The following is a 22,726-nucleotide window of genomic DNA, read 5'->3' on the forward strand; positions in this document are numbered from 1 at the left end:
GCGCTCCACCGGGCGGGGCTGCGCGAGCCTCAGCCCTGCGCGGTCGGCTCCTCGGAGGGCATCGCGATCCTGACCTGCGGTGCCGGGGCATCGTGCGCGGCGTGATCGGCCGCCGGCTCCAACCGCTGCCAGAGCCGGTCGGTGAGCGGCTGGACCACCATGGAGCCGATCTGGCGCAGCAGCGTGGACAGCACCGAGGTCCGAAGATCCCGGCTGCTGGTGCCTGCACGGCGCAGGCGCCGGGCCTCGCTCAGGGTGAAGTCGACCAGCCGCTCGGCCAGACCGTCCTCCGCGGGTGCGGCCTCGCGTGCGAAGTGGGTGCGCGCGGAAGGCCTGTGCTCGTCGTCGTGGGCTGCGGGCTCGGACCCCGTGGGGTCGTTCCAGACCGGGGCGATCAGGCACCAGCGCAGGTAGCCGGCGATCTCTGGGTACTCGCGCAGCATGCGCGCGAAGGCCTCGTCGCGCGCCGCCCCCACGGCTGCTGCCGTGTCCGAGGGCCCAGCCTGCGCGGTGGCCGTCTCCAGCGTCTGAGCGATGACCGAGAGCACCAGGTCATCCACAGCGCGGGTGAGTCCCGCCTTGGAGCCGAAGTGATGGCGGATCAGTCCGGGGGCTGCCCCTGCATCGGCGGCGATCTCCCGCACGCCGGTTCCGGTCGGCCCCTGCCGTGCGTAGAGCCTCAGCGCACTGGCGCGCAGGCGCTGCGCTGCGGCGGGAAGCTCCGGGGCAGCGCCGCTCGTCGTCGCATCCATCCCCGTGCTCCCTCCGACTAGGCGCGCCGCCCCGCGCGGCCGTCGTCCTGAGCCGGAGTATTGCACGACTGTGCAATCTCGTGCTTGACTGCGGGCACCAACGATGTGATTCAGACCACAGGAGTCCCACCATGGCCGCAGAGCCGCCGCTGGTCCACGGAGCACCGTCCACCATGGGCGATCACGAGCAGCTGACCACCACCCGGATGCTGCGCGACGCGGCCCGCAGCTTCGGGGATCAGCAGATCTCCTACCGGGACGACTCCGGGCAGTGGCAGTCCACGGACTACGCCGCCACCTGGGACCGCGTCCTGCGCATGGGCTCGGCGCTGGAGGGGATGGGCATCGGCCCGGACTCCCGCGTGGGCGTGCTGCTGTGGAACAGCCTGGAGCACTACGAGTCGTACTTCTCGATCCCGCTTGTGGGCGCCACCATGATCCAGCTGAACATGCGCTTGGCGCCGGCGGATCTGGCGTACGTGATCGGGCACAGCGGGGCCACGACCCTGATCGTCGATCACACCCTGCTGCGCCTGGCCCAGGGGCTCAAGGAGCACATCCCGCAGGTCACCCAGTGGATCGTCGTGGGCCCGGACTCCTCCCTGGAGCAGTTCGACGGCTTCCCGGGAGTCTCCTCCTACGAGCAGCTGATCGCCGGCTACCAGCCGCTGGCGCAGATCCCGAACATGGCCGAGACCACGGCGTCTGCGGCCTGCTACACCACGGGCACCACGGGTCGGCCCAAGGGCGTCTTCCTGTCCCACCGCTCGGTGTGGCTGCACGCCATGGCCGTGAGCACGAACAGCGGTCTGACGGGCGCGGACAAGGTCATGATGCTCACGCCCATGTTCCACGTGCAGTGCTGGGGCCTGCCCTTCGCGGCCACTGCCGTGGGCGCGCAGATGGTGCTGCCGGGGCGCTTCACGCTCGATGACATGGACATGCTCACCGAGGCCATCCTGGAGCAGGACGTCACGCTGGCCCCGGCGGCGCCGGCGATCCTCATGCCCATGCTGCGCAGCCTCAAGCGCATGGACACGCCCCCGCGCCTGGACGACCTGCGCTTCCTGTGCGGGGCCAGCGAGCCGCCGGTGTCCATGATGCGGGCCTTCCATGAGCTCACCGGCGCCGAGGTGATCCACGCCTACGGAGCCACGGAGACCTCGCCCGTCGTGACGATGAACCGCATGAAGCCGTCCGTGGCCGCGAGGGTCTCCGAGGAGGAGGCCTGGGAGATGCGCAAGTACCAGGGCCTGGTGGTCGCCGGCGTGGACGTGAAGATCGTGGACCCCGCAGGCGAGGAGGTCCCGAACGACGGCAGCACGGCCGGCGAGGTGCGCCTGCGCGGACCGTGGATCGTCGCCTCCTACGCCGATAATCCCGAGGCCACGGAGGCCGGCTTCGACGAGGAGGGCTACTGGCGCAGCGGCGACGTCGGCTACCTCAACGAGCACGGCTACCTGAAGATCACCGATCGGCTCAAGGACGTCATCAAGTCCGGCGGCGAGTGGATCTCCTCGATCGACATGGAGAACCGCCTGATGGCCCTCGACGGGGTCGTGGAGGCCACGGTGATCGGCGTCCCGCACCCCAAGTGGGAGGAGCGGCCGCTGGCTCTGGTGGTGCGCTCGGAGGGCTCTGACGTCACGGAGGCCTCGGTGCGCGAGCACCTCTGCGGCGCCTTCGCCGAGTGGCAGCTGCCGGATGAGATCCGCTTCATCGACGAGATCGCCCGCACCTCCGTCGGCAAGATCAACAAGAAGAAGCTGCGCGACGAGTACTCCGACGCCTTTCAGCCCGAGTCCTGACGGACCGCGCAGCCCGACCACCCCCATTCCCCAGGAAGGCCCCCTTTCATGACGGCACCTGCCGAAGCACTCATCTTCGACGCCATCCGCACCCCGCGCGGGCTGGGCAAGCCCCGCGGCAGCCTGCATGAGATCAAACCGGTCGACCTGCTCGGCGGACTGCTGGATTCCCTGCGCGAGCGCCACCCGGAGATGGACCCGGCGGGCATCGAGGACATCGTCCTGGGCTGCGTGACCCCGGTGGGGGATCAGGGCGCGGACATCGCCCGCACCGCCGCGATCAAGGCGGGCATGCCCGAGGGAGTGGCCGGCGTGCAGCTCAACCGCTTCTGCGGCTCCGGGCTGGAGGCCGTGAACCAGGTTGCCGCCCGCGTGCGCTCGGGCTGGGAGTCGCTGCTGATCGGCGGCGGCGTGGAGTCGATGTCCCGGGTGCCCATGGCCTCCGACGGCGGCGCGTGGGCCATGGACCCGGCCACGGCGATCGCCACGGACTTCATCCCGCAGGGCATCTCCGCCGACCTGATCGCAACCCGCGAGGGCTTCACGCGCAGGGAGCTCGACGAGTTCGCCGTCCAGAGCCACCAGCGCGCGGCTCGGGCTTGGGAGGACGGCCGCTTCGCCGGGTCGGTGATCCCGGTGAAGGACCAGAACGGACTGCAGGTCCTGGACCGGGACGAGACCATCCGACCGGAGGCCACCGTCGAATCGCTTGCCGAGCTCAACCCGGCCTTCGCCAAGGTGGGGGAGGCCGGCGGCTTCGACTTCATCGCGGCCAACCGCTACCCCGAGATCGAGCGGGTCGAGCACCTGCACCACGCAGGCAGCTCGTCGGGGATCGTCGACGGCGCGGCCCTGGTGCTCGTGGGCAGCCAGGAGGCCGGGCAGCGCCACGGGCTGCGGCCCCGGGCGCGGATCGTCTCGACCGCCGTCGTGGGCTCGGAGCCCACGATCATGCTCACCGGGCCCACTCCGGCCTGCCGCAAGGCCCTGGACGTCGCCGGGCTCAGCGCCTCGGACATCGATCTGGTCGAGATCAACGAGGCCTTCGCCGCGATCCCGCTGAAGCTGCTGCGCGACATGGGCTGGTCCCAGGAGCAGACCAACGTCAACGGCGGCGCGATCGCCATGGGCCACCCGCTGGGAGCCACCGGCGCCATGATCCTGGGCACGCTGGTGGACGAGCTCGAGCGCCGGGACCTGGGGCACGGGATCGCGACCCTGTGCATCGGCGGCGGCATGGGCATCGCCACCGTCGTCCAGCGGATCTGACACCGCCTTCTGCACCCCGCACACAGCAGCCAGCCCCGGTTCGCATGAGCCATCCGAAGGGACCCCCACCGATGACGCAGCACGACAGCGACGCCACGACCACCGAGCCGACCATGATCTCCTGGCAGCGCGACGACGACCTGGTCATCCTCACCATGGATGACCCCGGCGCCCCCGTGAACACCATGAACGACGCCTACCAGGACGCCCTGGAGAAGGCGCTCGAGCGGCTCGAGGCCGAGCGAGACTCGATCCACGGCGTGGTGCTGACCAGCGCCAAGAAGGACTTCTTCGCCGGAGGCGACCTCAAGGCGCTGCGGGCGGCCGGGCCGGGCGACGAGGAGGAGATCTTCGCCCTCACCCAGTCGATCAAGGGGCAGCTGCGCCGCCTGGAGACCCTGGGCATCCCGGTCGTGGCTGCGCTCAACGGCTCAGCGCTCGGCGGCGGGCTGGAGATCGCGCTGGCCTGCCACCACCGGATCTGCGTCGGCGGCTCCCGGGTCAAGCTCGGCCTGCCGGAAGTGAGCCTGGGCCTGCTGCCCGGCGCCGGCGGCATCTCGCGCCTGACCCGCATGCTGGGGATCCAGGCCGCTCTGATGGGCTGGATCCTGCCCGGGGCCCCGAAGTCCCCGGCACAGGCCCTCGAGACAGGAGTCATCGACGAGGTCGTCGAGTCGCCGGAGGAGCTGCTGCCCGCGGCGAAGGCCTGGCTGCGCGGGCACGCCCAGGGCGAGGACGCCGCGGTCAAGGCCTGGGACGTCAAGGGCTACCGCATCCCGGGCGGCGGCCCCTCGCAGCCGTCGTTTGCCCAGAACCTGCCCGCCTTCCCCGCCAACCTGCGCAAGCAGCTGAAGGGAGCGGACCTGCCCGCTCCGCTGGCGGCGCTGAGCACCGCGATCGAGGGTGCGCAGGTCGACTTCGACACCGCCTGCCGGATCGAGTCGCGGTACTTCACACAGCTGGTCACCGGCCGGGTCTCGACCGCCATGATCCAGGCCTTCCACTTCGACCTGCAGGCCGCCCGAGCGGGCCGGTTCCTGGGCGAGCGGACCACGCAACCGCAGAAGGTCTCCTCGGTGGCCGTGCTGGGCGCCGGGATGATGGGCGCGGGCATCGCCTACGAGTGCGCCCGCGCCGGGATGACCGTGCACCTCAAGGACGTCTCCGTGGACAAGGCGGAGAAGGGCCGTCAGCACAGCGAGTCGCTGCTGGCCAAGGCCGTGCATCGCGGTCGGATGACGCAGGAGGAGGCCGATGAGGTCCTGGGCCGCATCCTGCCGACCGATCAGGCGTCGGATCTGGCGGGCGTCGAGGCCGTGATCGAGGCGGTCTTCGAGGACCCCGATCTGAAGGCATCCGTGTTCGCCGAGGTGGAGGCTGTCGTCGGGCCGGACACGCTGATGTGCTCGAACACCTCCACCCTGCCGATCACCTCGCTGCAGTCCCGTCGTGAGCGGCCGGCGGATTTCATCGGCCTGCACTTCTTCTCGCCGGTCGAGAAGATGAAGCTGGTCGAGATCATCAGCGGCGAGCAGACCTCCCAGCGCACGCTCGAGCGGGCCTATGACCTCTCGCAGCAGATCCGCAAGATCGCGATCAGCGTGGGCGACGGCCGGGGCTTCTACACCTCGCGCGTGTTCGGCACCCTGCTGCTCGAAGCCGTGGCCATGCTCGACGAGGGCGCGGACCCGCAGGTGATCGAGCGCCGCGCCTCGCAGGCGGGGTTCCCGGGTACGCCGCTGGCGATGTTCGACGAGATCTCCCTGAACCTGATGCGCCACATCCGCGACACCGAGATCCAGGCCGCCCGGGCTGAGGGCCGCGATCGCCCTGTCGCTCCCGGCGAGGCTCTAGTGGATCGCATGGTGGAGGAGTTCGAGCGCCCCGGCCGCGCCGCCGGAGCCGGCTTCTACGACTACCCGGACGGCGGCGGCAAGCACCTGTGGCCGGGGTTGCGGGAGCACTTCGCCCGCGGCACCGAGATCCCGGCCCAGGACATGAAGGACCGGCTGCTGTTCCGCATGGCCCTGGAGACGGCGGCCTGCTTCGAGGAGGGCATCCTCACCGACACGGCCTCGGCGAACATCGGCGGGATCTTCGGCATCGGCTTCCCTCCGGCCACCGGAGGACCGGCCACCTTCATGACGAACTACGAGGGCGGCCTGGCCGGCTTCATCGCCCGCGCGGACGAGCTGGCGGAGGCCTACGGGCCGCGCTTCGCGCCCTCGGACTGGCTGCGGGCACGGGCCGACGAGGGGACGCTGGCGTGAGCGGGCGCCCCGAGCCCGGCCCAGCCCAGCCCGCCGCGCGCGGAGGGGCGGTGCCGTCCGGGGCGCTCGAGGGCCTCGTGGTGGTGTCGATCGCCCAGAACCTCCCGGGACCGGTGGCCGCGGCGCGCCTGCAGGGCCTGGGCGCGCGGGTCGTGACGATCCAGCCGCCGTCCGGAGATCCTCTGCGCCACCAGCTGCCCGAGCTGTTCGAGCACCTCCACCGGGGCCAGGAGGTCCTGAGCCTGGACCTCAAGTCGGACGAGGGCCGAGACCGCCTCGAGGGCCTGCTGGAGGGCGCGGACCTGCTGCTGAGCTCTTCGCGGGCCGGGGCGCTGCGACGGCTGGGCCTGGACTTCGCCTCGGTGCATCCCCGGCACCCGGGGCTGTGCCAGGTCGACCTGGTGGGCTTCCCCGGCGACCACGCCGATCGTCCCGGGCACGATCTGAGCTTCCAGGCCGGGGCGGGGCTGCTCGACCCGGACCGTCTGCCCCGCACGCTGAGCGCGGACATGCACGGCGCCGAGCAGGCCGTGAGCGCAGCCCTGACCCTGCTGCTGTCCCGCGAGCGCCACGGAACCCGCGGGCCCGACGGCCGCTGGGCCAGCGGCGGCGGCCATGAGCAGACGGCGCTGAGCGAGGCCGCCCTGGATCTGGCCCTGCCGGTGCGCTGGGGGATGACCGGCCCGGAGTCGCCGCTCGGGGGAGCGAGCCCGTACTACCGCATCTACCCGGCCGCCCAGGGCCACGTGGCGCTGGCGGCCCTGGAGCCGCACTTCGTGCAGGCGCTGGTCGGCCTGGGCCTCGACCCGCAGGGCGACGTCCAGGACCAGCTCACCCGGATCCTGGCCGAGCGCACCGCGCAGGAGTGGGAGGACTGGGCGGATCGGACCGGAGCCCCGCTCACCGCCCTGGCTGAACCCGTGCGTCCGGGCCCGCAGCAGCGACGTCCCGGTCGCATCGCAGAAGGAGAGCCATCATGAGCGCAGAGCACATCGACATCGCGGATCTGCCGGAGGCGGACCTGCTGGATCACCGCAGCGCGCTGCCACAGGACCAGCAGCGCAGGCTGCGCGAGCTGCGGGAGTTCCTGGACGCGGAGATCCGCCCGCATACGGCCGAGCACTGGTCGCGCGACGAGTTCGCCCCCGAGCTGGCCGCCAAATGCGGCGAGTTCGGGCTGGGCGATCTGCGCTCGCCGGACACCGACTCGGTCTTCCGCGGCTTCGTGGCAGCCGAGCTGGCGCGGGCGGACATCTCCATCAGCGTCTACCTGGCGCTGCACAGCGACCTCGTGATGGCCACCCTCGACGAGCTGGGCTCCGAGGAGCAGAAGCAGCAGTGGCTGCCGCCCATGCGCCGCATGGAGTTCACCGGCTGCTTCGCCCTGACCGAGCCCGACCACGGCTCGGACGTGGCAGGTGGGCTGGCCACCACGGCGCGCCGCGACGGCGATCACTGGGTGCTCAACGGCACCAAGCGTTGGATCGGCAACGGGACGATCGCCCGCATCGCGATCGTGTGGGCCCGCGACGAGGCCGACGGCCAGGTCAAGGGCTTCATCGTGGAGACGGACACCCCCGGGTTCACGGCCACCAAGATCGAGCACAAGATCGCGGTGAAGATCGTGCAGAACGCGGACATCACCCTCGAGGACGTCCGCATCCCGGCGTCGAACCACCTGCCGGGGACCGCCTCGTTCAAGGACACCAACGTGATCCTGGAGCAGTCCCGTGCGGGGCTGGCCTGGCAGTCGGTGGGCGCGCAGATGGCGATCTTCGACGTCGCCCGCCGGTACGCCCTGGAGCGCCAGCAGTTCGGCCGACCGCTGGCCGGCTTCCAGCTCACGCAGGATCACCTGGTGCGCATCGCGGCCAACACGACCGCCTCGGTCGGGATCGCCCACCGGATGAGCCAGCTGCGCGCGCAGGGCCAGGCCACCATGGGCCAGGCCGCGATGGCCAAGCTGAAGACCTCCCAGATGGCCCGCGAGTCCGCAGCGCTCGGACGTCAGCTCATGGGCGGCAACGGCATCTTGGCGGATCGGGAGATGGGCAAGATCTTCAGCGACGTGGAGGCGATCTTCACCTACGAGGGCACCGCGGAGGTCAACACCCTGATCGTCGGACGCGCGCTGACCGGGGTCTCCGCGTTCGTCTGAGCCGGCGACGGGCGCTCAGCGGTCGGTGCGCCGTCCCACGCAGCGCGCCGGATTGCCGGCCCAGATCTCGTCCTCACCGGTGGAGCCCAGCACCACGGCGTTCGCACCCACGATCGTGCCTCGGCCGATGCGGGTGACCCCGGCACCGCCGAGCACCTTGCACCCGGGGAAGAGCACGACGTCGTCGCCGATCTCCAGGTGCTCGAACGGGGAGTCGGCCCGCGGGATGTGGGCGTCCTTCCGCCCGATGGTGACCTGCTGATAGATCCGCACGCGCTCGCCGATCGTGACCTCCGGATAGATCACGGTCCCGAAGCCGTAGTGCACCAGCTGCAGTCCGTCCCCGATGCGCACCTCGGCGGGCACGGAGAGGTTCAGCGGCATGGCCGCCAGCCGTGCCAGGCGCCAGTTCCTGCGTGCGACGAGCCTCTCGGCGATGCCCATGGAGTTCCTCCCGATCCGGTGCTGCGAGCCGCACCCGAGTCTTCCGCGCCGTTCGTGAGCAGGGAAGAGGGACAGATGTGGACAGACGACGACGGACCCGCTCGAGAAGCGGGCCCGTCGCGGCGGCTGCTCCGGTGCGGGGGTTCAGACCTCGAGGTCGACGACCTCGAACTCCAGCAGCTCGGCCTGCGAGCTCACCGGCTGGCGGCCGGTGGACTCGTGCGAGGGCTGGCGCTGGGAGCGCCACGCCTCGAAGGAGGCCTCATCGCGCCAGCGGGTCACCACGAAGTAGCGGGATTCACCGCCGGTGGGGCGCAGCAGCTCGAAGCCCTCGAACCCGTCCGCGCCGTCCACCGAGTGCTTCCGGGCGGCGAAGCGCTTCTCGAGCTCGGCACCTGCGCCCTCGGGGACGCTGAGGACATTGATCTTCACGACGGACATCGCACACCACTTCCGTTGGGCTCTGCTCTGGCGGCTGCTCCAGCCGCTGCTTCCGAGCGTATGACGGGCCCGCCCGGAGGCGGGCCCGGTTCCCGGGACTTGCGCCTGGGGGGGGGCTCAGGCGCCGTAGACCGTGCCGGACTCGCCGTAGGCCGGTCCGCCCTTCTCGGCACCGGCGCCGAGTGCGAGCAGGGACATGAACTCGTAGACCACGTGCGCGGCGGCCAGGCCGGTGAGCTCGGCGTGATCGTAGGGAGGGGAGACCTCCACGACGTCCGCGCCCACCAGGTTCGTCCCGCGCAGCCCGCGCAGGATCTCGAGCAGCTCGCGCGAGGTCATGCCGCCGGGCTCGGGGGTTCCGGTGCCCGGGGCGTGCGCCGGGTCCAGGACGTCGATGTCCAGGGAGATGTACAGCGGGCGATCGCCCACGCGCTTGCGCAGCAGCTCGACCACGGCATCGGGGCCCATGCGCATGACGTCGTTGCTGGTCACGATCCCGAAGCCGAAGCGGGCGTCGTCGTCGAGGTCCTGCGTGCCGTAGAGCGGGCCGCGGGTGCCCACGTGGCACAGCGCGTCCGTGTCCAGCAGACCCTCCTCGAAGGCCCGGCGGAACGGCGTGCCGTGCGTGTACTCGGCGCCGAAGTACGTGTCCCAGGTGTCCAGGTGGGCATCGAAGTGCAGCAGGGCGATGGGCCCGTGCTTGGCGGCGTGGGCGCGCAGCAGCGGCAGGGCCAGGGTGTGGTCGCCGCCGATCGTGATGATCGAGGTGTCCTGGGCCAGGAAGGAGGCCGCGGCCTCCTGGGCGGCGCGCAGTCCGTCCTCGATGTCGAAGGCGTTGATGGCCACGTCGCCGGCATCGGCCACCTGCTTGGCGGCGAAGGGCGAGACCGACTGGGCGGGGTTGAACGGGCGCAGCAGGCGCGAGGATTCGCGCACGTGCGTGGCTCCGAAGCGAGCGCCGGGCCGGTAGGAGACGCCGGTGTCGAAGGGCATGCCGACCACGGCCACGTCGGCGTGGTCGACGTCCTCGATCCGGGGCAGGCGGGCGAAGGTGCCCAGCCCGGCGTAGCGCGGGGTGAGGGCTGCGTTGACGGGGCCGACGTGCCCGTTCTCGTTGACGCGGGGGTGATCCATGACGGGTCCTTCCGGTGGTGGGTGTGGGGCGGTTCAGTCCAGGGAGATGGGGCCGTACTCGTCGAGCAGCTCGCCCGGGCCCGGGTTCTCGGCGGCGCTGGAGCCGCCCAGATGGCGCACGACGCCCCAGGCCGCGTTCAGCGCGGTCTGCACGGCGCCCTCGGCCCAGCCAGCGGTCCAGGAGATGTCGTCGCCGGCCAGGAAGATGCCGCGCTGGTGCTCGGGCAGGTCGTCCTGCTGGAAGTGGGTGAACAGGCGCTGCTGGTAGCGGTAGTGCCCCGGCAGGTTGGCCTTGAAGGCGCCCATGAAGTTCGGGTCGGACTCCCACGAGACGGTGATCGGCTGGCCCACGATGTGGCTGGCGATGTCGACGTCCGGGTAGATCTGCTTCAGCGAGTGCAGCATCAGCTCCACGCGCTGGTCCGCATCCAGTGACAGCCACTTCATGGCGTCGTCGTTCCAGGTGTAGGACAGCAGGATCACGGCGGGCTTGTCGTCGCCGTCATCGAGCAGGTAGGTCGCGCGGTTGAGGCGGTCCGTCAGCGTCATGGACAGGGTGTCGCGGCCGGTCTCCGGATCGACGTCCTTCCAGAAGGGCCGGTCCACCATCACGAAGGTCTTGGAGGACTGCATGTAGTGCGAGCGCTCCAGGGCCGTCCACATGGGGGCGGGGAACAGCGACTCCTGGGTATCGATCCGGGTCGAGAGCAGCCAGGACTGGCAGGCGGTCACGACGGCGGAGTAGCGGCGGGTGCGGCCCCAGCGCTCGGTGATCTCGAGCTCGCCGGTGGTCTCGTCGCGGCGGATCGCGCTGACGGCGCCGGCAGGGGCGCCGCCGTGCAGCGACTGCAGGCTGGTGCCGGCGGGCCAGTGCTCGAGCTGATCGGGGACATGGCGCCACAGCCGCTCCGGAAGCTGCTGGGCTCCGCCCAGGATGCGGCGGTGGCCGTCGTCGGCATCGGTGTAGACCACGCGCAGGATCTCGAGGATCGAGTTCGGGAAGTCGGTGTCCCAGCCGCCGGTGCCGAAGCCGACCTGGCCGAAGGCCTCGCGGTGGGCGAAGCCGGCCTCGCGGAAGGCCTGGGACTCGGCAATGAAGCCGTAGAAGGTCTGCTCGTCCATGCGCGGCAGCAGCCGGTTCCAGATCTCCTTGATCCGGGCGGTGTCGCGGTCGCGGATGGCGTCCTTCATCTGCTCGGCCTCGGCGTCGTCGTCGATCGCCGCCTGCCACGCGCGGGCCACCTCGTTGAAGAACTCGGGCAGCTCATCGGCCGTGCGGGCGTAGTGCGACTGACCGCCCAGCTCGATCACCGTGGAGGGAGTGACGTCCGAGAGCGGGTTCGGGAAGGCCTCGGTCTCTAGGCCCACCAGGTCGATGTAGTGGTAGAGGGCGCGTCCGGAGACCGGGAAGCGCATGCCGCCCAGATCGGCGACGACCTCGGGAGCGGCGTCGAAGCTCGCGGTCTTCAGGCGACCGCCGATCTGGCCGGCCTCGTAGACCACCGGGCGCAGGCCGAGCTTCATCAGCTCGTAGGCCGTGATGAGCCCGGAGAGCCCCGCGCCGATCACGGCGACCTCGGTGCCGTGCATGGACTCGGGCACCTGGCCCAAGCCCGCGGGGTGCTGCAGGTAGTGGTCGTAGCTGAACGGGAAGTCGGGGTTCAGCATGGTCAGCGGGCGGTTCTGGCCGCCGTCCATGGGGTGCTCGGTGGCAGTGGTCATCGTGATTCGCCTTCCTGGTCGCGGCGCCTCGGCGCGCCGATGGGGGAGGGGCCGTCAGCGGCCGCGTAGTCGATGGGGCCGGTGGCGGGGTACGGCTCGGCCATGAGGACGCCGTACTCGTCGGCGGAGAGGTTGCCCACGAGGGAGTGCCGGCGGCTGTAGGCCAGGTAGATGACCGCTCCGACCGCCATCCAGATCAGGAACACGATCCAGGTCACGCCGCCGAGCTGGGTCATCAGCGCCGCGCAGATCAGGGCGCCGAGGATCGGGGTGATGGGGAACAGCGGCAGGCGGAAGCTGTCGCGGCTCATGGGCTCGCGGCGGCGCAGCAGGATCACGGCGATGTTAACCAGCATGAAGGCGAACAGCGTGCCGATGCTCGTGGCGTTGGCGAGTTCGCCCAGCGGGATCAGACCGGCGGTCAGCGTGATGATGGCTCCGACGATCACCGTGTTGGCCACCGGGGTGGCGGTGCGCGGGGAGACCTTCTGGAAGATCGCCGGGACCATGCCGTCGCGGGACATGGACATCAGGATGCGGGTCTGGCCGTAGAGCACCGTGAGCACGACCGAGACGATCGCGACCACAGAGGACACGGCGAAGATCAGGCCGGGAACACGGGATCCGGTGATCGAGTCGAGGATGTGCACGAGCGGGGCCTCGGAGCCCTCGAACCAGTCCCAGGGCCGAACGCCGACCGCGCTGACGGCGACCAGCACGTAGAGGGCCGTGATGACGACCATGGAGATCACGATGGAGCGGGGGAGGTCCCGCTTGGGGTTCTTGGCCTCTTCGCCGGCCGTCGAGGCGGCGTCGAAGCCGATGTAGGAGAAGAACACGACGGCGGCCGCGCCGGTCACGCCGCTGACGCCCATGGGCAGCAGGGGTTCGAAGTTGCCCGAGTCGAAGGCCGTGAAGGCCACGATGATGAAGAAGATCAGGATCGCGATCTTGATGAGCACCATCACGACGTTGGTCAGCGAGGACTCGCGGGCTCCGCGCACCAGCAGGATCGTGGCGAAGATGACGACCAGGACGGCCGGCAGGTTGATCAGCCCGCCCTCCGACGGAGCGGCCGTGAGGGCCTCGGGCAGGCTCAGCCCGAAGACCGACAGGGTCTCGTTGACGTACTGGCTCGCGCCCACGGCCACGGCGGCCACGGAGACCCCGTACTCGAGCACCAGGCACCAGCCGCAGATCCAGGCCATGCCCTCGCCCATGGTGGCGAAGGAGTAGGAGTAGCTCGATCCGGAGACGGGGACGCGTCCGGCGAGCTCGGCATAGGACAAGGCCGACAGCAGCGCAGCGATGCCTGCGATGACGAACGAGATCCACACGGCGGGACCGGCCAGGGGCACGGACTCGCCGAGGATCACGAGGATGCCGGTTCCGAGGGTCGCGCCGATGCTGATCATGGTCAGCTGGACCACGCCGAAGCTGCGGCTGAGCTCGTTGCCCTCCTCATCGGCGCCGCTCTCGCGGCGGAACATGGGCAGGGGCTTGCGCCTGGACAGCTGGGCTCCGAGCGAGAGTCGCTCGGCGGGTGCCTCGGCCATGGGGGTTCCCTTCTCCGGCGGATCGAGTGCCACTCTAGGGACGTGATCCGCATCTCATCGTGGGATGATATGCCCTGAGATTCGTCAATGAGGTGCGGAACGCACCATAGCCGCTGCCGTCGAGGACGGGGCCCTCGGGCCCGGCCCGGCGCGGCGGGGGCATCGGCGCAGACCAGCGCAGGAGCACCGACCGACGTCGGGGCCTCCCGCGCTCGGATCAGGAGGAGATCGTGGACCCGTCGCTCGAGACACCGCTCGTGACCGTGACCCTGGACAGGCTGCTGCAGGCGCTTCCCGGTTCGGTGCGCGTGCTGCACCCGGGACGCGGGGACAGCGCGGTGCGGTGGGTCGGCTCGAGCGAGCTCGATGACCCCGTCCCGTTCCTGGTTCCGGGGGAGGTCCTGCTCACCTCGGGCATGCCCTTCCTCGCCGCCGACGGCAGCGGCGAGGCCGAGCGCTACGTGGCGTCGCTGGTGCGGGCCGAGGTCCGCGCGCTGGGCGTGGGGCTGGCTCCGCATCACGATCGCACCCCCGAGGCGGTGCTCGAGGCCTGCCGGCAGCACGGGCTGGGGCTGTTCGAGATCCCGCCCGAGGTCTCGTTCGCCGCGATCGGGCTGGCCTTCGCTCAGCTCATGGAGACGGCTCGGGCCCGGGTGCTGCGCGATCTGCACGACGGCACCCGGCGCCTGCTCGGTGCGGCCATGGGCTCGAGTCCCGAGCAGGACGTGCTGTCGGTGCTCACGCGAGGCGGCGTGGGGTGGGCGGTGCTGCTGGGCACGGACGGACGGGTGCGCGCCGGGGTCAGCCCGGCCTCCGCGCAGCAGCTCGAGCAGCTCGTCGAGCGGGTGATGGACCGGTCGGGATCACGCCTGGAGATCGCCCGGTTCCCCGAGATCGAGGAGCCGGTCGTGGAGGCGCACCCGCTGCGCCCCCGCGGCGACGACGCCGTGGCGGTCCTGGTGGCTGGCTCCCGCCGCCCGCTGGAGCCCTCGGCCGCCGGCACCGTCCGCGCGGCGGTGACCGTGCTGGAGGTCCTGCAGCATCGCCGCGACGGCAGGAGGGAGGCCGTCGGGGAGCTGGCGGCTCGGTTACTGCTGCGGGGCAGCGCGGCCTCACCGGCCACGGAGGCGTTGATCAGCCGCAGCGCGGGGTCCTCGGAGCGCAGGCGGCTGCGGGTCGTCATGGGCGTGCCCAGGGATCCGGGCGGGACATCGGCCGGTGCTCGCTTCTGGGGCCATCTGCTCGACACGGATCTGGTGATCCCGGAGGACTGGGGATTCACGGCGATCACGCGCCGCGATCCGAGCGCCCAGGCGGTCTCCGAGGCCCGGCGCTGCGGATGGCTCCTGGCCATCGGCGATCCGGTCGCGGCCGACGCCCTGCGGACGGCGGCCGTGGAGGTGACAGCGGTGCGCGATCAGCTGCGCAGCAGCGACCGCAGCCTGCGTCAGGGGGAGCAGCCGCCGAGCGTGGCCTCGCTGCTGGGCCCCAAGGCGGGGGCCGCACTGGCCCGTGGAGTGCTCGGGCCCCTGCTCGAGCCCACCGCGGAGGCGGTCGAGCAGCGCCGCGTGCTCACCGCATGGCTGGCCTGCGGCGGCTCCTGGGAGGCGGCGGCCCGCGAGCTGGACCTGCATCGCAACACGGTGCGTCGCCAGATCGAGACTCTGCAGCGGGAGCTCGGGGCGGATCTGGGCGACATGGGCGTGCGCGCCGACCTGTGGGTCGCGCTGCGCTTCGCCGCGGAGGCTCAGGAGGACCGGACGGACGACGACGGGGACCGAGCGAGCCGCTGAAGGCTCGGTCGGTCCCCGCCGTGCGCCGCCTGGTGTGCGTCGCTGCTCAGCCGCGCTCCCAGCGGGAGTAGAGATCGGGGCGGCGCTGGTCCAGGTAGGGGATCTCGGCGCGGGCCCGGCGCACCTCCTCGAAGTCCAGGTCCGCGATGATCAGCTCCGGCTCCTGGCCCGCTCGGGCAAGGTCTCGGCCGTGCGGTCCCACGATCACGCTCCGCCCGTCGTAGCGGATCCCGTCCTCCACGCCGGCGTGATTGGAGTAGGCCACGATCGCGTGGTTCTCGAGAGCGCGCGCCCGCAGCAGCACCTCCGAGACCTCCGGGAAGCCCTCGGACATCGCCGTGGGAGCCAGGATCAGCTCCGCACCCGCGACCGCCGCGGCTCGCACGATCTCCGGGAACTCCACGTCGAAGCAGATCACGATCGAGACGGGCACGCCCAGCAGGTCGACGACGGCTGGAGCCTGCTCGGAAGGGGAGAAGGCGGCCGCCTCGTCCCCGCCGAAGAGATGGACCTTGCCGTAGTCGAGCAGCCGGCTGCCGTCGGCGTCGAAGAGCGCGGCGCGGATCTGCCATGGGCCGTCCGGGCCCGAGCCCGGCTCCCGGGCGGGGAAGCTGACCACCACCGCGATCCCGATCTCCCGGGCCGCCTGCGCCACCTGCTCCAGGGCCGCTGAGATGGCCTCGGAGGCCTCTGCGGCGCGCACCGCGGCCGGGGCGTAGCCGGTCAGGAACAGCTCCGGGGTGACGAGCACGTCGGCCCCGCGGTCGGCGGCTGCGCGCATGCCGTCCACCACCGTGGCCAGATTGGCCTCGAGATCGTTCACGACCGCGAGCTCCTGCAGAACTGCCAGCCTCATGGGCTCCTCCTCATCCGTGCGGCGCCGGCCGCGCCCGGGGATTCCCGAGCGCGCCCGGCCCGCGGCTCAGGCCTGGGTCGCGAAGGCCTCCTCGAGGACGTCCAGGGCCTCGCCCAGCAGATCATCGCTGATCACCAGGGGCGGGAGGAAGCGCAGCACGTTGCCGTAGGTGCCCGCCGTCAGCGTGATGACGCCTGCGGCGTGGCAGGCGGCGTTGACGGCCTTGGTCAGATCGGGATCCGGGGTGGTGGTGCCGGGCTTCACGATCTCCACGGCCATCATGGCGCCGCGGCCGCGGATCTCGCCGATGGCTTCGTGCTTCTCGGCCAGCTGCCCCAGGCGCTCGCGGAAGATCGCCTCGATCTCGCGGGCGCGGCCCGGGAGGTCCTCCTGCTCCATGGCCTCGATCGAGCCCAGGGCGGCGGCGCAGGCCACGGGGTTGCCGCCGTAGGTGCCGCCCAGCCCGGAGGCGTGCACCGCGTCCATGATCTCGGCGCGGCCGGTCACCGCGGACAGCGGCAGTCCGCCGGCGATGCCCTTGGCGGTCGTGATCAGATCCGGGACCACGCCCTCGTGATCGCAGGCGAACCAGTCGCCGGTGCGGCAGAAGCCGGTCTGGACCTCGTCGGCGATGAAGACGATGCCGTTGTCGCGGCACCACTGGGCGATCTTCGCCAGCCAGCCCGACGGCGGGACGATGAAGCCGCCCTCGCCCTGGATCGGCTCGATGATCACGGCGGCCACGTTCTGGGCGCCGACCTGCGCGGAGACGGCCGAGGTGAAGGCCTCGAAGGCGTCGTCGGCGATCGAGGCGGCATCGCCGGTCCAGCGGTACGGGTAGGCCATCGGCATGCGGTAGACGTCCGAGGCGAACGGGCCGAAGCCGTGCTTGTACGGCATGTTCTTGGCCGTCAGCGCCATCGTGAGGTTCGTGCGGCCGTGGTAGGCGTGGTCGAACGCGATCACGGCGGTGCGCCCGGTGTGGTGGCGGGCGATCTTGATCGCGTTCTCGACGGCCTCAGCGCCCGAGTTGAACAGCGCGGTGCGCTTCTCGTGATCGCCGGGGGTCAGCTCGTTGAGCTTCTCGGCGACCTGCGTGTACTCCTCGTACGGGGTGACCATGAAGCAGGTGTGCGTGAAGTCCTCGAGCTGGGCCTGGGCGCGGTCGATCACGCGCTGGGCGGAGGCGCCCACCGAGGTCACGGCGATGCCCGAGCCCATGTCGATCAGCTGGTTGCCGTCGACGTCGACGACGATCCCGCCGCCGGCCTTCTCCACGTAGACCGGCAGCCCCACGCCCACGCCGGAGGAGACGGCCTGCTTGGTGCGCTGGTGCAGCTCCTGGCTGCGGGGGCCGGGGATGGCGGTGCGCAGCTCGCGCTTCTGCGGGACGGACATGACGGCTCCCTGGTGCTCGTATCGATGCGATGCTCGCCGCGGGCTGCGCCGGCTGCGAGCCGGTGCGGGCACCGCGACGACGGTGATGGCCACCACTGTCGTCTGCGCCTGCCTATGCTGTCCAATATCGGTTCTCGATGATCGCCATGCCGATCAGGAATAGGGGTGGGGATGGACCTGCGTGCGCTGCGCAGCCTGGTCGCCGTGGCCGAGGAGGGCACCGTCACGGCCGGGGCAGCCCGGCTCGGCCTGGGTCAGCCGGCCGTCAGCCGCCAGCTGCTCCAGCTCGAGCGGCAGCTGCGCGTGCGCCTGTTCGACCGGGAGGGCGCTCGGATGCGCCTGAGCGCGGCCGGCCAGCAGCTGCTGCCCGAGGCGCGGGAGCTGCTGCGCGGCGCGGCCGCCTTCGAGGCAACGGCCGCCGACGCCGCCGCCGGATCCCTGCAGCGCGTGCGGATCGCATCGGCCGGCACCACGCGCGATGACGTCGTGGCCCCCTGGCTTGCCGAGTGGTCGCCCGAGGCCCCGCTGGCCTCGGTCCTGGAGGCGCCCGTGGACTCCCTCTATCCGGCGCTGCGCCGCGGCGCGGACCTGGCGGTGGCTCCGATCGCCCCCACCGCCGGCCTCGAGTCCATCGAGGTCGCGCAGCTGGGGCTGTGGGCCTATGCGGCCCCCAGGCACCCGCTGGCCGGGACGGGGGCGATCACGGTGCGCGAGCTCGCCGACACCGACCTGCTGCTGCTCGAGCGGTCGTTCCACGCCCGTCGCAGCCTGGACGCCGCCTTCGAGGCCGCCGGGCTGGGCGTGGAGCCGGCGGTCGAGGTCGGCTCGCCCGTGATCGCCCAGGCGCTGGCCGCCTCGGGCCGCGGTCTGACGGTGCTCAGCGACGATCCGCGCTTCGAGCTCGTGCCGCTGGCGATCCTCGCCGACGACGGCAGCCCCCTCACCCTCCGACTGCACGCGGCCTGGGACCCCGACCACCATGCCGCCGGCGCTCTGGCCGAGCTCGCCCGCGACCTCCGCCGGTTCGTGCGCGGACGCTACCCGCAGCCCGGCGCCAAGCAGCCCGCCGGGCCCGGGACGGACGGTGCTCAGCGCTCCGGCAGCCGCGAGGACTCCGCTCGGAGCGGGTAGCGCTTCCACTGCCCGTCGCGCCAGTACTTCAGCTGCTTGAGCTGGCGCAGCCCGGCGTCGGGGCACGTGTTGATCCGGATCTGATCCGTGACCAGCCGGTCCAGGGTGGACAGGGCGATGTCGCGGTCCCGCCAGTCCTCGCCGCGGCGCGGATCGATGACCTCGAGCACCTCGTCGATGCGGTCCACGATGTAGGTCGGGACGATGTCCACGCGCGCCCACTGGATCTTCTCGCGGGTGACCTGCGACCAGATGTCCCAGGTGTCCTGGCCGGACTCGTAGGCGTCGATCTTCCGCCGCAGCTCGATCATGTCGTCGACCACCTCGCCCTTGCGGCCCAGGTGCCTGCCATCGCGGTCCAGCAGGTTCTCGAGGGTCTTGAACGGGTTCAGCGACAGGGACGGCACGGATGCTCCTCGGGCCGGCGGACCGACGGCCGGGTCCGCTGGGGTGATCGTCCCCATTGTGACGGCTCGGGCGTGCCCGCGTCAGCCGCTGCTGCGACGACTTCCTGCGACCGTCGTGATCGCAGGGGTCGGGGCAGGGGAGCGGCCTGTGCGCATGAACTAGGCTGTGTCCCTATGGCCACCACAGACTTTCCCGCCGAGATCAGCTCTCTGCGCTCCACCTACTCGTCCATCACCGAGGTCGTCGACATCGACGCTCTGCGCGCAGAGGTGGCGCAGCTCAACGAGCAGGCGGCGGCCCCCGACCTCTGGGACGACGTCGAGAACGCCCAGAAGCTGACCTCGCAGCTCTCGCACAAGCAGTCGCAGCTCAAGCGCCTGGACGCTCTCGGCGAGCGGATCGAGGACATCGAGGTCATGGTCCAGCTGGCCGAGGAGGAGGACGACGCCGACACCCTCGCGCTCGCCGAGGAGGAGCTCGTCTCCGTGCGCAAGGATCTGGCGCAGCTCGAGATCACCACGCTGCTGTCGGGCGAGTACGACGAGCGCGACGCCGTCGTGACCATCCGCGCCGGCGCCGGCGGCGTCGATGCCGCGGACTTCGCCGAGATCCTCATGCGCATGTACCTGCGCTGGGCCGAGCGCCACGGCTACCCGACCAAGGTCCTGGACACCTCCTACGCGGAGGAGGCGGGGCTGAAGTCGGCGACCTTCGAGGTCAAGACCCCGTACGCCTTCGGCACGCTATCGGTCGAGGCCGGCACCCACCGCCTGGTGCGCATCTCGCCGTTCGACAACCAGGGCCGCCGCCAGACGTCGTTCGCGGCGGTGGAGGTCATCCCGCTGATCGAGTCGGACGACACGATCGAGATCCCGGAATCGGAGCTCAAGGTCGATGTCTTCCGCTCCTCGGGCCCGGGCGGTCAGTCCGTGAACACCACGGACTCGGCGGTGCGCATGACCCACATCCCCACGGGGATCGTCGTGTCCATGCAGAACGAGAAGTCGCAGATCCAGAACCGCGCCGCCGCCCTGCGCGTGCTGCAGTCGCGCATCCTCCTGCAGCGCAAGGCCGAGGAGGACGCGAAGAAGAAGGAGATGGCCGGAGACGTCAAGGCGTCGTGGGGCGATCAGATGCGCTCCTACGTGCTGAATCCGTACCAGATGGTCAAGGACCTGCGCACGAACCATGAGGAGGGCAACCCCTCCTCCGTGTTCGACGGCCAGATCGACGATTTCGTGGACGCGGGCATCCGCTGGCGCGCCGGCGCGACGCCCGATCCGTCCGAGGGGTGATAAGGCCGCATGGCGACCAAGAAGAAGAAGCAGAACGACGACGGCCGTGATGTCGTCGCCAACAACAAGAAGGCCCGGCACGACTACGAGATCCTCGACACCTACGAGGCCGGGATCGCCCTGATGGGCACCGAGGTGAAGTCGCTGCGCATGGGCCGCGCCACGCTGGTGGACGGCTACTGCGCCTTCGACCGCCGCGGCGAGCTGTGGCTGGAGAACGTGAACATCCCGGAGTACCTGCAGGGCTCCTGGACCAACCACTCCGCCAAGCGCCGTCGCAAGCTGCTGCTGCACGCCTCGGAGCTGGACAAGATCGCGCAGAAGACCCGCGAGTCCGGCTTCACGATCGTGCCGCTGAGCATGTACTTCCGCGACGGCAAGCGCGTGAAGGTGGAGATCGGCGTGGCCCGCGGCAAGCGCGAGTTCGACAAGCGTCAGGCACTGCGCGAGGCCCAGGACAACCGCGAGGCCCAGCGCGCCATGCGCTACCGCAACATGCGCTGAAGCGCTCTCCAGCACCGCTCACCCCGACGGCTGCGGTCGGCGGGGTGTTGTCGTCCCGGGCGTCGAGCAGTAGACTCATGTGTCCGGCAACGGCCCTCAGGGGCAGTCGTCGGAGCTGGTTGACAACAGCATATGGGGATGATCGGTTTCGACGGTGTGAGTCGATTCTGGTGAAGCGGGCCGAGAAAGCACAGTCATCTCGTAAACGTCCTGTGCAAACCAATAAGTGCCGAATCCAAGCGCACTGACTTCGCTCTCGCTGCCTGATTGAGCTAGCGACAGCAGTCTGTCAGCCCGGGGTCGCCTTCGCCCCGGTGTCTGGCATCAGCTAGAAGGCCACTGCTTCAGCCGTACGTCGCGGACGGCTGGTGAACACTTACGCGACTGAGCCTGTTGGTCGAGACGTGTGCTACAAGGACCAGGGTTGAGAAAATCCACAGCACACTGCGCCCGGAGAAGCCCGGAAGAAGCTGCACCGGACGGGGGTTCAATTCCCCCCATCTCCACTTGTTGTGATGTCTCAGTACATCGGAAACACCCCGAACCCTCAGGTTCGGGGTGTTTTTCGTTGTGGCTGGTACTTCCGCGTGGGGTCCAGGGTGAGCTCGCGGAGGATCTCTCCGGTGGCCTTGGCCACGATGGTGATCTCGCGGTCCTCAACGATCAGAACGACGTGGGTTCGGGCGTGGGCTCGGCCGATGCCGATGTGGAAGAGCTGGCCGTCGTAGCGCAGCGTGACTTTGCCCGTGGCGTCGATCTTGTCGGTGCGGAACCGGGTCGTGGCCGGTGCCAGGGGCCCTGGGGTGTCCTTCGGTGCGGCGATGTAGGCGGCGTACGGGGTGGTCTTCTTCGCTGAGTGGATCCGCTGAGTGTTGTAGATCTCGCGGAACTGATCGAGCAGGGCCTGCAGGCCCGGCAGGTCTGCTGGTGGGGGCTGGGCTGCCAGCCACTTCTTCAGGGTCTGCTGGAAGCGCTCGACTTTGCCCTGGGTCTGCGGGTGGCCTCCGCGGCCGTTGCGCTGTTCGATGCTGCGGGAGCGCAGCAGCTTCTCGAAGGCGTTGACTCCGCCGCGGTAGCGGGCAGTGTAGACCAGCCCGTTGTCGGTCAGGGTCGAGGCCGGGGGCCCGTAGATCTTGGTGGTGGCGGTGAAGGTCTCGACCACGATCGCGCCGGTGATGCGCTGGTGAGCCGAGATGTGCAAGGCCATGCGGGAGTAGTCATCCAGCCAGGTGATGATCTCCACGTCGTGCTCGCGCCAGGCCTGCGCTGAGGGTCGAGGTGGTGTTGCCGGAGCTGGGGGCGCTGGTGGGGTCAGGGCGGTGTGGGTGAAGTCGGATTGCCAGCAGGAGTTGGGCAGGTCGGCTTCGAAGCGGTGCAGCGAGGACTTGGGACGCTTGCGGGGTTCGGCGGTGATGAGTCCTTCGCGCTGCAGGATCCGGGCGATCGTGGCTCGGGAGGGGATGGGCAGCTCGGGTCGGGTGGTGGCCAGGGTCGCGGCGATGGTGGCCGGGCCGGCGTCGAGGCCTTGGGTGGTGAGCTCGGTGCGCAGGGCGGTGATCGCGCGGATCGTGGCTGGTGGGGTGGCTGCGGGGTGTCCGTGGGGTGTGGAGGGCTTGGTGTAGTAGGCGGCTGTGCCTTCGCGGGCCCACTGTCTCAATAGCTTGGAAACCATCGAGGGTGAGACGCCGTAGGCCCGTGCTGCTTGGGCTTGGGTGAGGGTTCCGGTGGTCACGGCGGTGATGATCTGGCGGCGACGGGTCATGTCTCATCGTGGGTCCGGTGGTGTT

At 70.6% G+C, this 22,726-nt stretch carries 19 protein-coding genes and 1 other RNA gene; 10 read left to right on the forward strand and 10 right to left on the reverse strand.

The genetic code is table 11. The features are described from left to right. Positions 1 to 29: 29 nt before the first annotated feature. Entirely contained in the window at positions 30 to 752 is a 723-nt protein-coding gene (locus JOE55_RS11315; protein WP_204782969.1) for a TetR/AcrR family transcriptional regulator, read from the reverse strand. A 131-nt stretch (positions 753 to 883) separates the two neighbouring features. Between JOE55_RS11315 and JOE55_RS11320 the strand changes: the two genes are divergently transcribed. The 5 genes from JOE55_RS11320 (at position 884) to JOE55_RS11340 (ending at position 8,257) form a co-directional block, all read left to right on the forward strand. Further along, positions 884 to 2,560, forward strand: a complete 1,677-nt coding sequence (locus tag JOE55_RS11320) for a long-chain-fatty-acid--CoA ligase (protein WP_204782970.1) — start codon at positions 884 to 886, stop codon at positions 2,558 to 2,560. Positions 2,561 to 2,608: 48 nt separating this feature from the next. After that, positions 2,609 to 3,829, forward strand: a complete 1,221-nt coding sequence (locus JOE55_RS11325; RefSeq protein ID WP_204782971.1) for an acetyl-CoA C-acetyltransferase — start codon at positions 2,609 to 2,611, stop codon at positions 3,827 to 3,829. Between the two features lie 71 nt (positions 3,830 to 3,900). Next, positions 3,901 to 6,099 (forward strand): 3-hydroxyacyl-CoA dehydrogenase NAD-binding domain-containing protein, encoded by a 2,199-nt coding sequence (locus tag JOE55_RS11330; protein ID WP_239546635.1) that lies wholly within the window; start codon positions 3,901 to 3,903, stop codon positions 6,097 to 6,099. Continuing rightward, positions 6,096 to 7,079 (forward strand): CoA transferase, encoded by a 984-nt coding sequence (locus tag JOE55_RS11335; RefSeq protein ID WP_338125478.1) that lies wholly within the window; start codon positions 6,096 to 6,098, stop codon positions 7,077 to 7,079. Before JOE55_RS11330 ends, JOE55_RS11335 begins: the two co-directional genes overlap by 4 nt. Next, complete coding sequence (locus JOE55_RS11340) at positions 7,076 to 8,257, forward strand: acyl-CoA dehydrogenase family protein (RefSeq protein ID WP_204782972.1); 1,182 nt, start codon at positions 7,076 to 7,078, stop codon at positions 8,255 to 8,257. Before JOE55_RS11335 ends, JOE55_RS11340 begins: the two co-directional genes overlap by 4 nt. A gap of 15 nt (positions 8,258 to 8,272) precedes the next feature. Here JOE55_RS11340 and JOE55_RS11345 read toward each other — a convergent pair whose 3' ends face one another. The 5 genes from JOE55_RS11345 to JOE55_RS11365 all read right to left on the reverse strand — a co-directional run bounded on the left by JOE55_RS11345 (position 8,273) and on the right by JOE55_RS11365 (position 13,554). Further along, positions 8,273 to 8,701: an LbetaH domain-containing protein gene (locus JOE55_RS11345; RefSeq protein ID WP_204782973.1), complete on the reverse strand. Its 429-nt coding sequence runs from the start codon at positions 8,699 to 8,701 to the stop codon at positions 8,273 to 8,275. Positions 8,702 to 8,845: 144 nt separating this feature from the next. Continuing rightward, positions 8,846 to 9,142: an antibiotic biosynthesis monooxygenase family protein gene (locus tag JOE55_RS11350; RefSeq protein WP_204782974.1), complete on the reverse strand. Its 297-nt coding sequence runs from the start codon at positions 9,140 to 9,142 to the stop codon at positions 8,846 to 8,848. A gap of 117 nt (positions 9,143 to 9,259) precedes the next feature. Further along, positions 9,260 to 10,276 carry an agmatinase gene (speB, locus tag JOE55_RS11355; protein ID WP_024290824.1) on the reverse strand — a complete coding sequence of 339 codons (1,017 nt, stop codon included), beginning with the start codon at positions 10,274 to 10,276 and terminating at the stop codon, positions 9,260 to 9,262. A 33-nt stretch (positions 10,277 to 10,309) separates the two neighbouring features. Then, the gene (locus tag JOE55_RS11360; RefSeq protein ID WP_239546637.1) at positions 10,310 to 11,998 is read right to left on the reverse strand and encodes a flavin monoamine oxidase family protein; all 1,689 of its coding nucleotides are present in this window, start codon (positions 11,996 to 11,998) and stop codon (positions 10,310 to 10,312) included. Next, on the reverse strand, positions 11,995 to 13,554 hold the full coding sequence (locus JOE55_RS11365) for an amino acid permease (RefSeq protein ID WP_204782975.1): 1,560 nt from the start codon (positions 13,552 to 13,554) through the stop codon (positions 11,995 to 11,997). The genes JOE55_RS11360 and JOE55_RS11365 overlap by 4 nt, the downstream gene beginning before the upstream one ends. 230 nt (positions 13,555 to 13,784) lie before the next feature. Here JOE55_RS11365 and JOE55_RS11370 point away from each other — a divergent pair, with 230 nt between their 5' ends. Then, on the forward strand, positions 13,785 to 15,347 hold the full coding sequence (locus JOE55_RS11370) for a PucR family transcriptional regulator ligand-binding domain-containing protein (RefSeq protein WP_204782976.1): 1,563 nt from the start codon (positions 13,785 to 13,787) through the stop codon (positions 15,345 to 15,347). Between the two features lie 46 nt (positions 15,348 to 15,393). Here the strand turns inward: JOE55_RS11370 and JOE55_RS11375 are convergent, their stop codons facing one another. Together JOE55_RS11375 and gabT are read right to left on the reverse strand one after the other, a co-directional pair. Continuing rightward, positions 15,394 to 16,203 (reverse strand): carbon-nitrogen hydrolase family protein, encoded by an 810-nt coding sequence (locus tag JOE55_RS11375; RefSeq protein WP_204782977.1) that lies wholly within the window; start codon positions 16,201 to 16,203, stop codon positions 15,394 to 15,396. Between the two features lie 66 nt (positions 16,204 to 16,269). Then, positions 16,270 to 17,601, reverse strand: coding sequence for a 4-aminobutyrate--2-oxoglutarate transaminase (gene gabT / locus JOE55_RS11380; protein WP_204782978.1), 1,332 nt, complete (start codon positions 17,599 to 17,601; stop codon positions 16,270 to 16,272). A gap of 171 nt (positions 17,602 to 17,772) precedes the next feature. On the opposite strand from gabT, the gene JOE55_RS11385 reads away from it, so the two are divergent. Continuing rightward, the gene (locus JOE55_RS11385; protein ID WP_239547465.1) at positions 17,773 to 18,732 is read left to right on the forward strand and encodes a LysR family transcriptional regulator; all 960 of its coding nucleotides are present in this window, start codon (positions 17,773 to 17,775) and stop codon (positions 18,730 to 18,732) included. Here JOE55_RS11385 and JOE55_RS11390 read toward each other — a convergent pair. After that, a complete protein-coding gene (locus tag JOE55_RS11390) occupies positions 18,690 to 19,139 on the reverse strand; it encodes a hypothetical protein (protein ID WP_006215254.1) in 450 nt (149 codons plus the stop codon). The genes JOE55_RS11385 and JOE55_RS11390 overlap by 43 nt on opposite strands. Before the next feature lie 174 nt (positions 19,140 to 19,313). Here JOE55_RS11390 and prfB point away from each other — a divergent pair, with 174 nt between their 5' ends. The 3 genes from prfB (at position 19,314) to ssrA (ending at position 21,448) form a co-directional block, all read left to right on the forward strand. Beyond that, the gene (gene prfB, locus JOE55_RS11395; protein WP_024290816.1) at positions 19,314 to 20,435 is read left to right on the forward strand and encodes a peptide chain release factor 2; all 1,122 of its coding nucleotides are present in this window, start codon (positions 19,314 to 19,316) and stop codon (positions 20,433 to 20,435) included. Positions 20,436 to 20,444: 9 nt separating this feature from the next. Next, complete coding sequence (gene smpB, locus JOE55_RS11400; protein ID WP_006215252.1) at positions 20,445 to 20,939, forward strand: SsrA-binding protein SmpB; 495 nt, start codon at positions 20,445 to 20,447, stop codon at positions 20,937 to 20,939. A 134-nt stretch (positions 20,940 to 21,073) separates the two neighbouring features. After that, positions 21,074 to 21,448: a transfer-messenger RNA gene (ssrA, locus tag JOE55_RS11405) on the forward strand. 38 nt (positions 21,449 to 21,486) lie between these two features. Here ssrA and JOE55_RS11410 read toward each other — a convergent pair. After that, positions 21,487 to 22,701: an integrase core domain-containing protein gene (locus JOE55_RS11410; protein WP_204781793.1), complete on the reverse strand. Its 1,215-nt coding sequence runs from the start codon at positions 22,699 to 22,701 to the stop codon at positions 21,487 to 21,489. Positions 22,702 to 22,726 lie beyond the last annotated feature (25 nt).

It is taken from the genome of Kocuria palustris (assembly GCF_016907795.1).
GTDB lineage: Bacteria > Actinomycetota > Actinomycetes > Actinomycetales > Micrococcaceae > Kocuria > Kocuria palustris.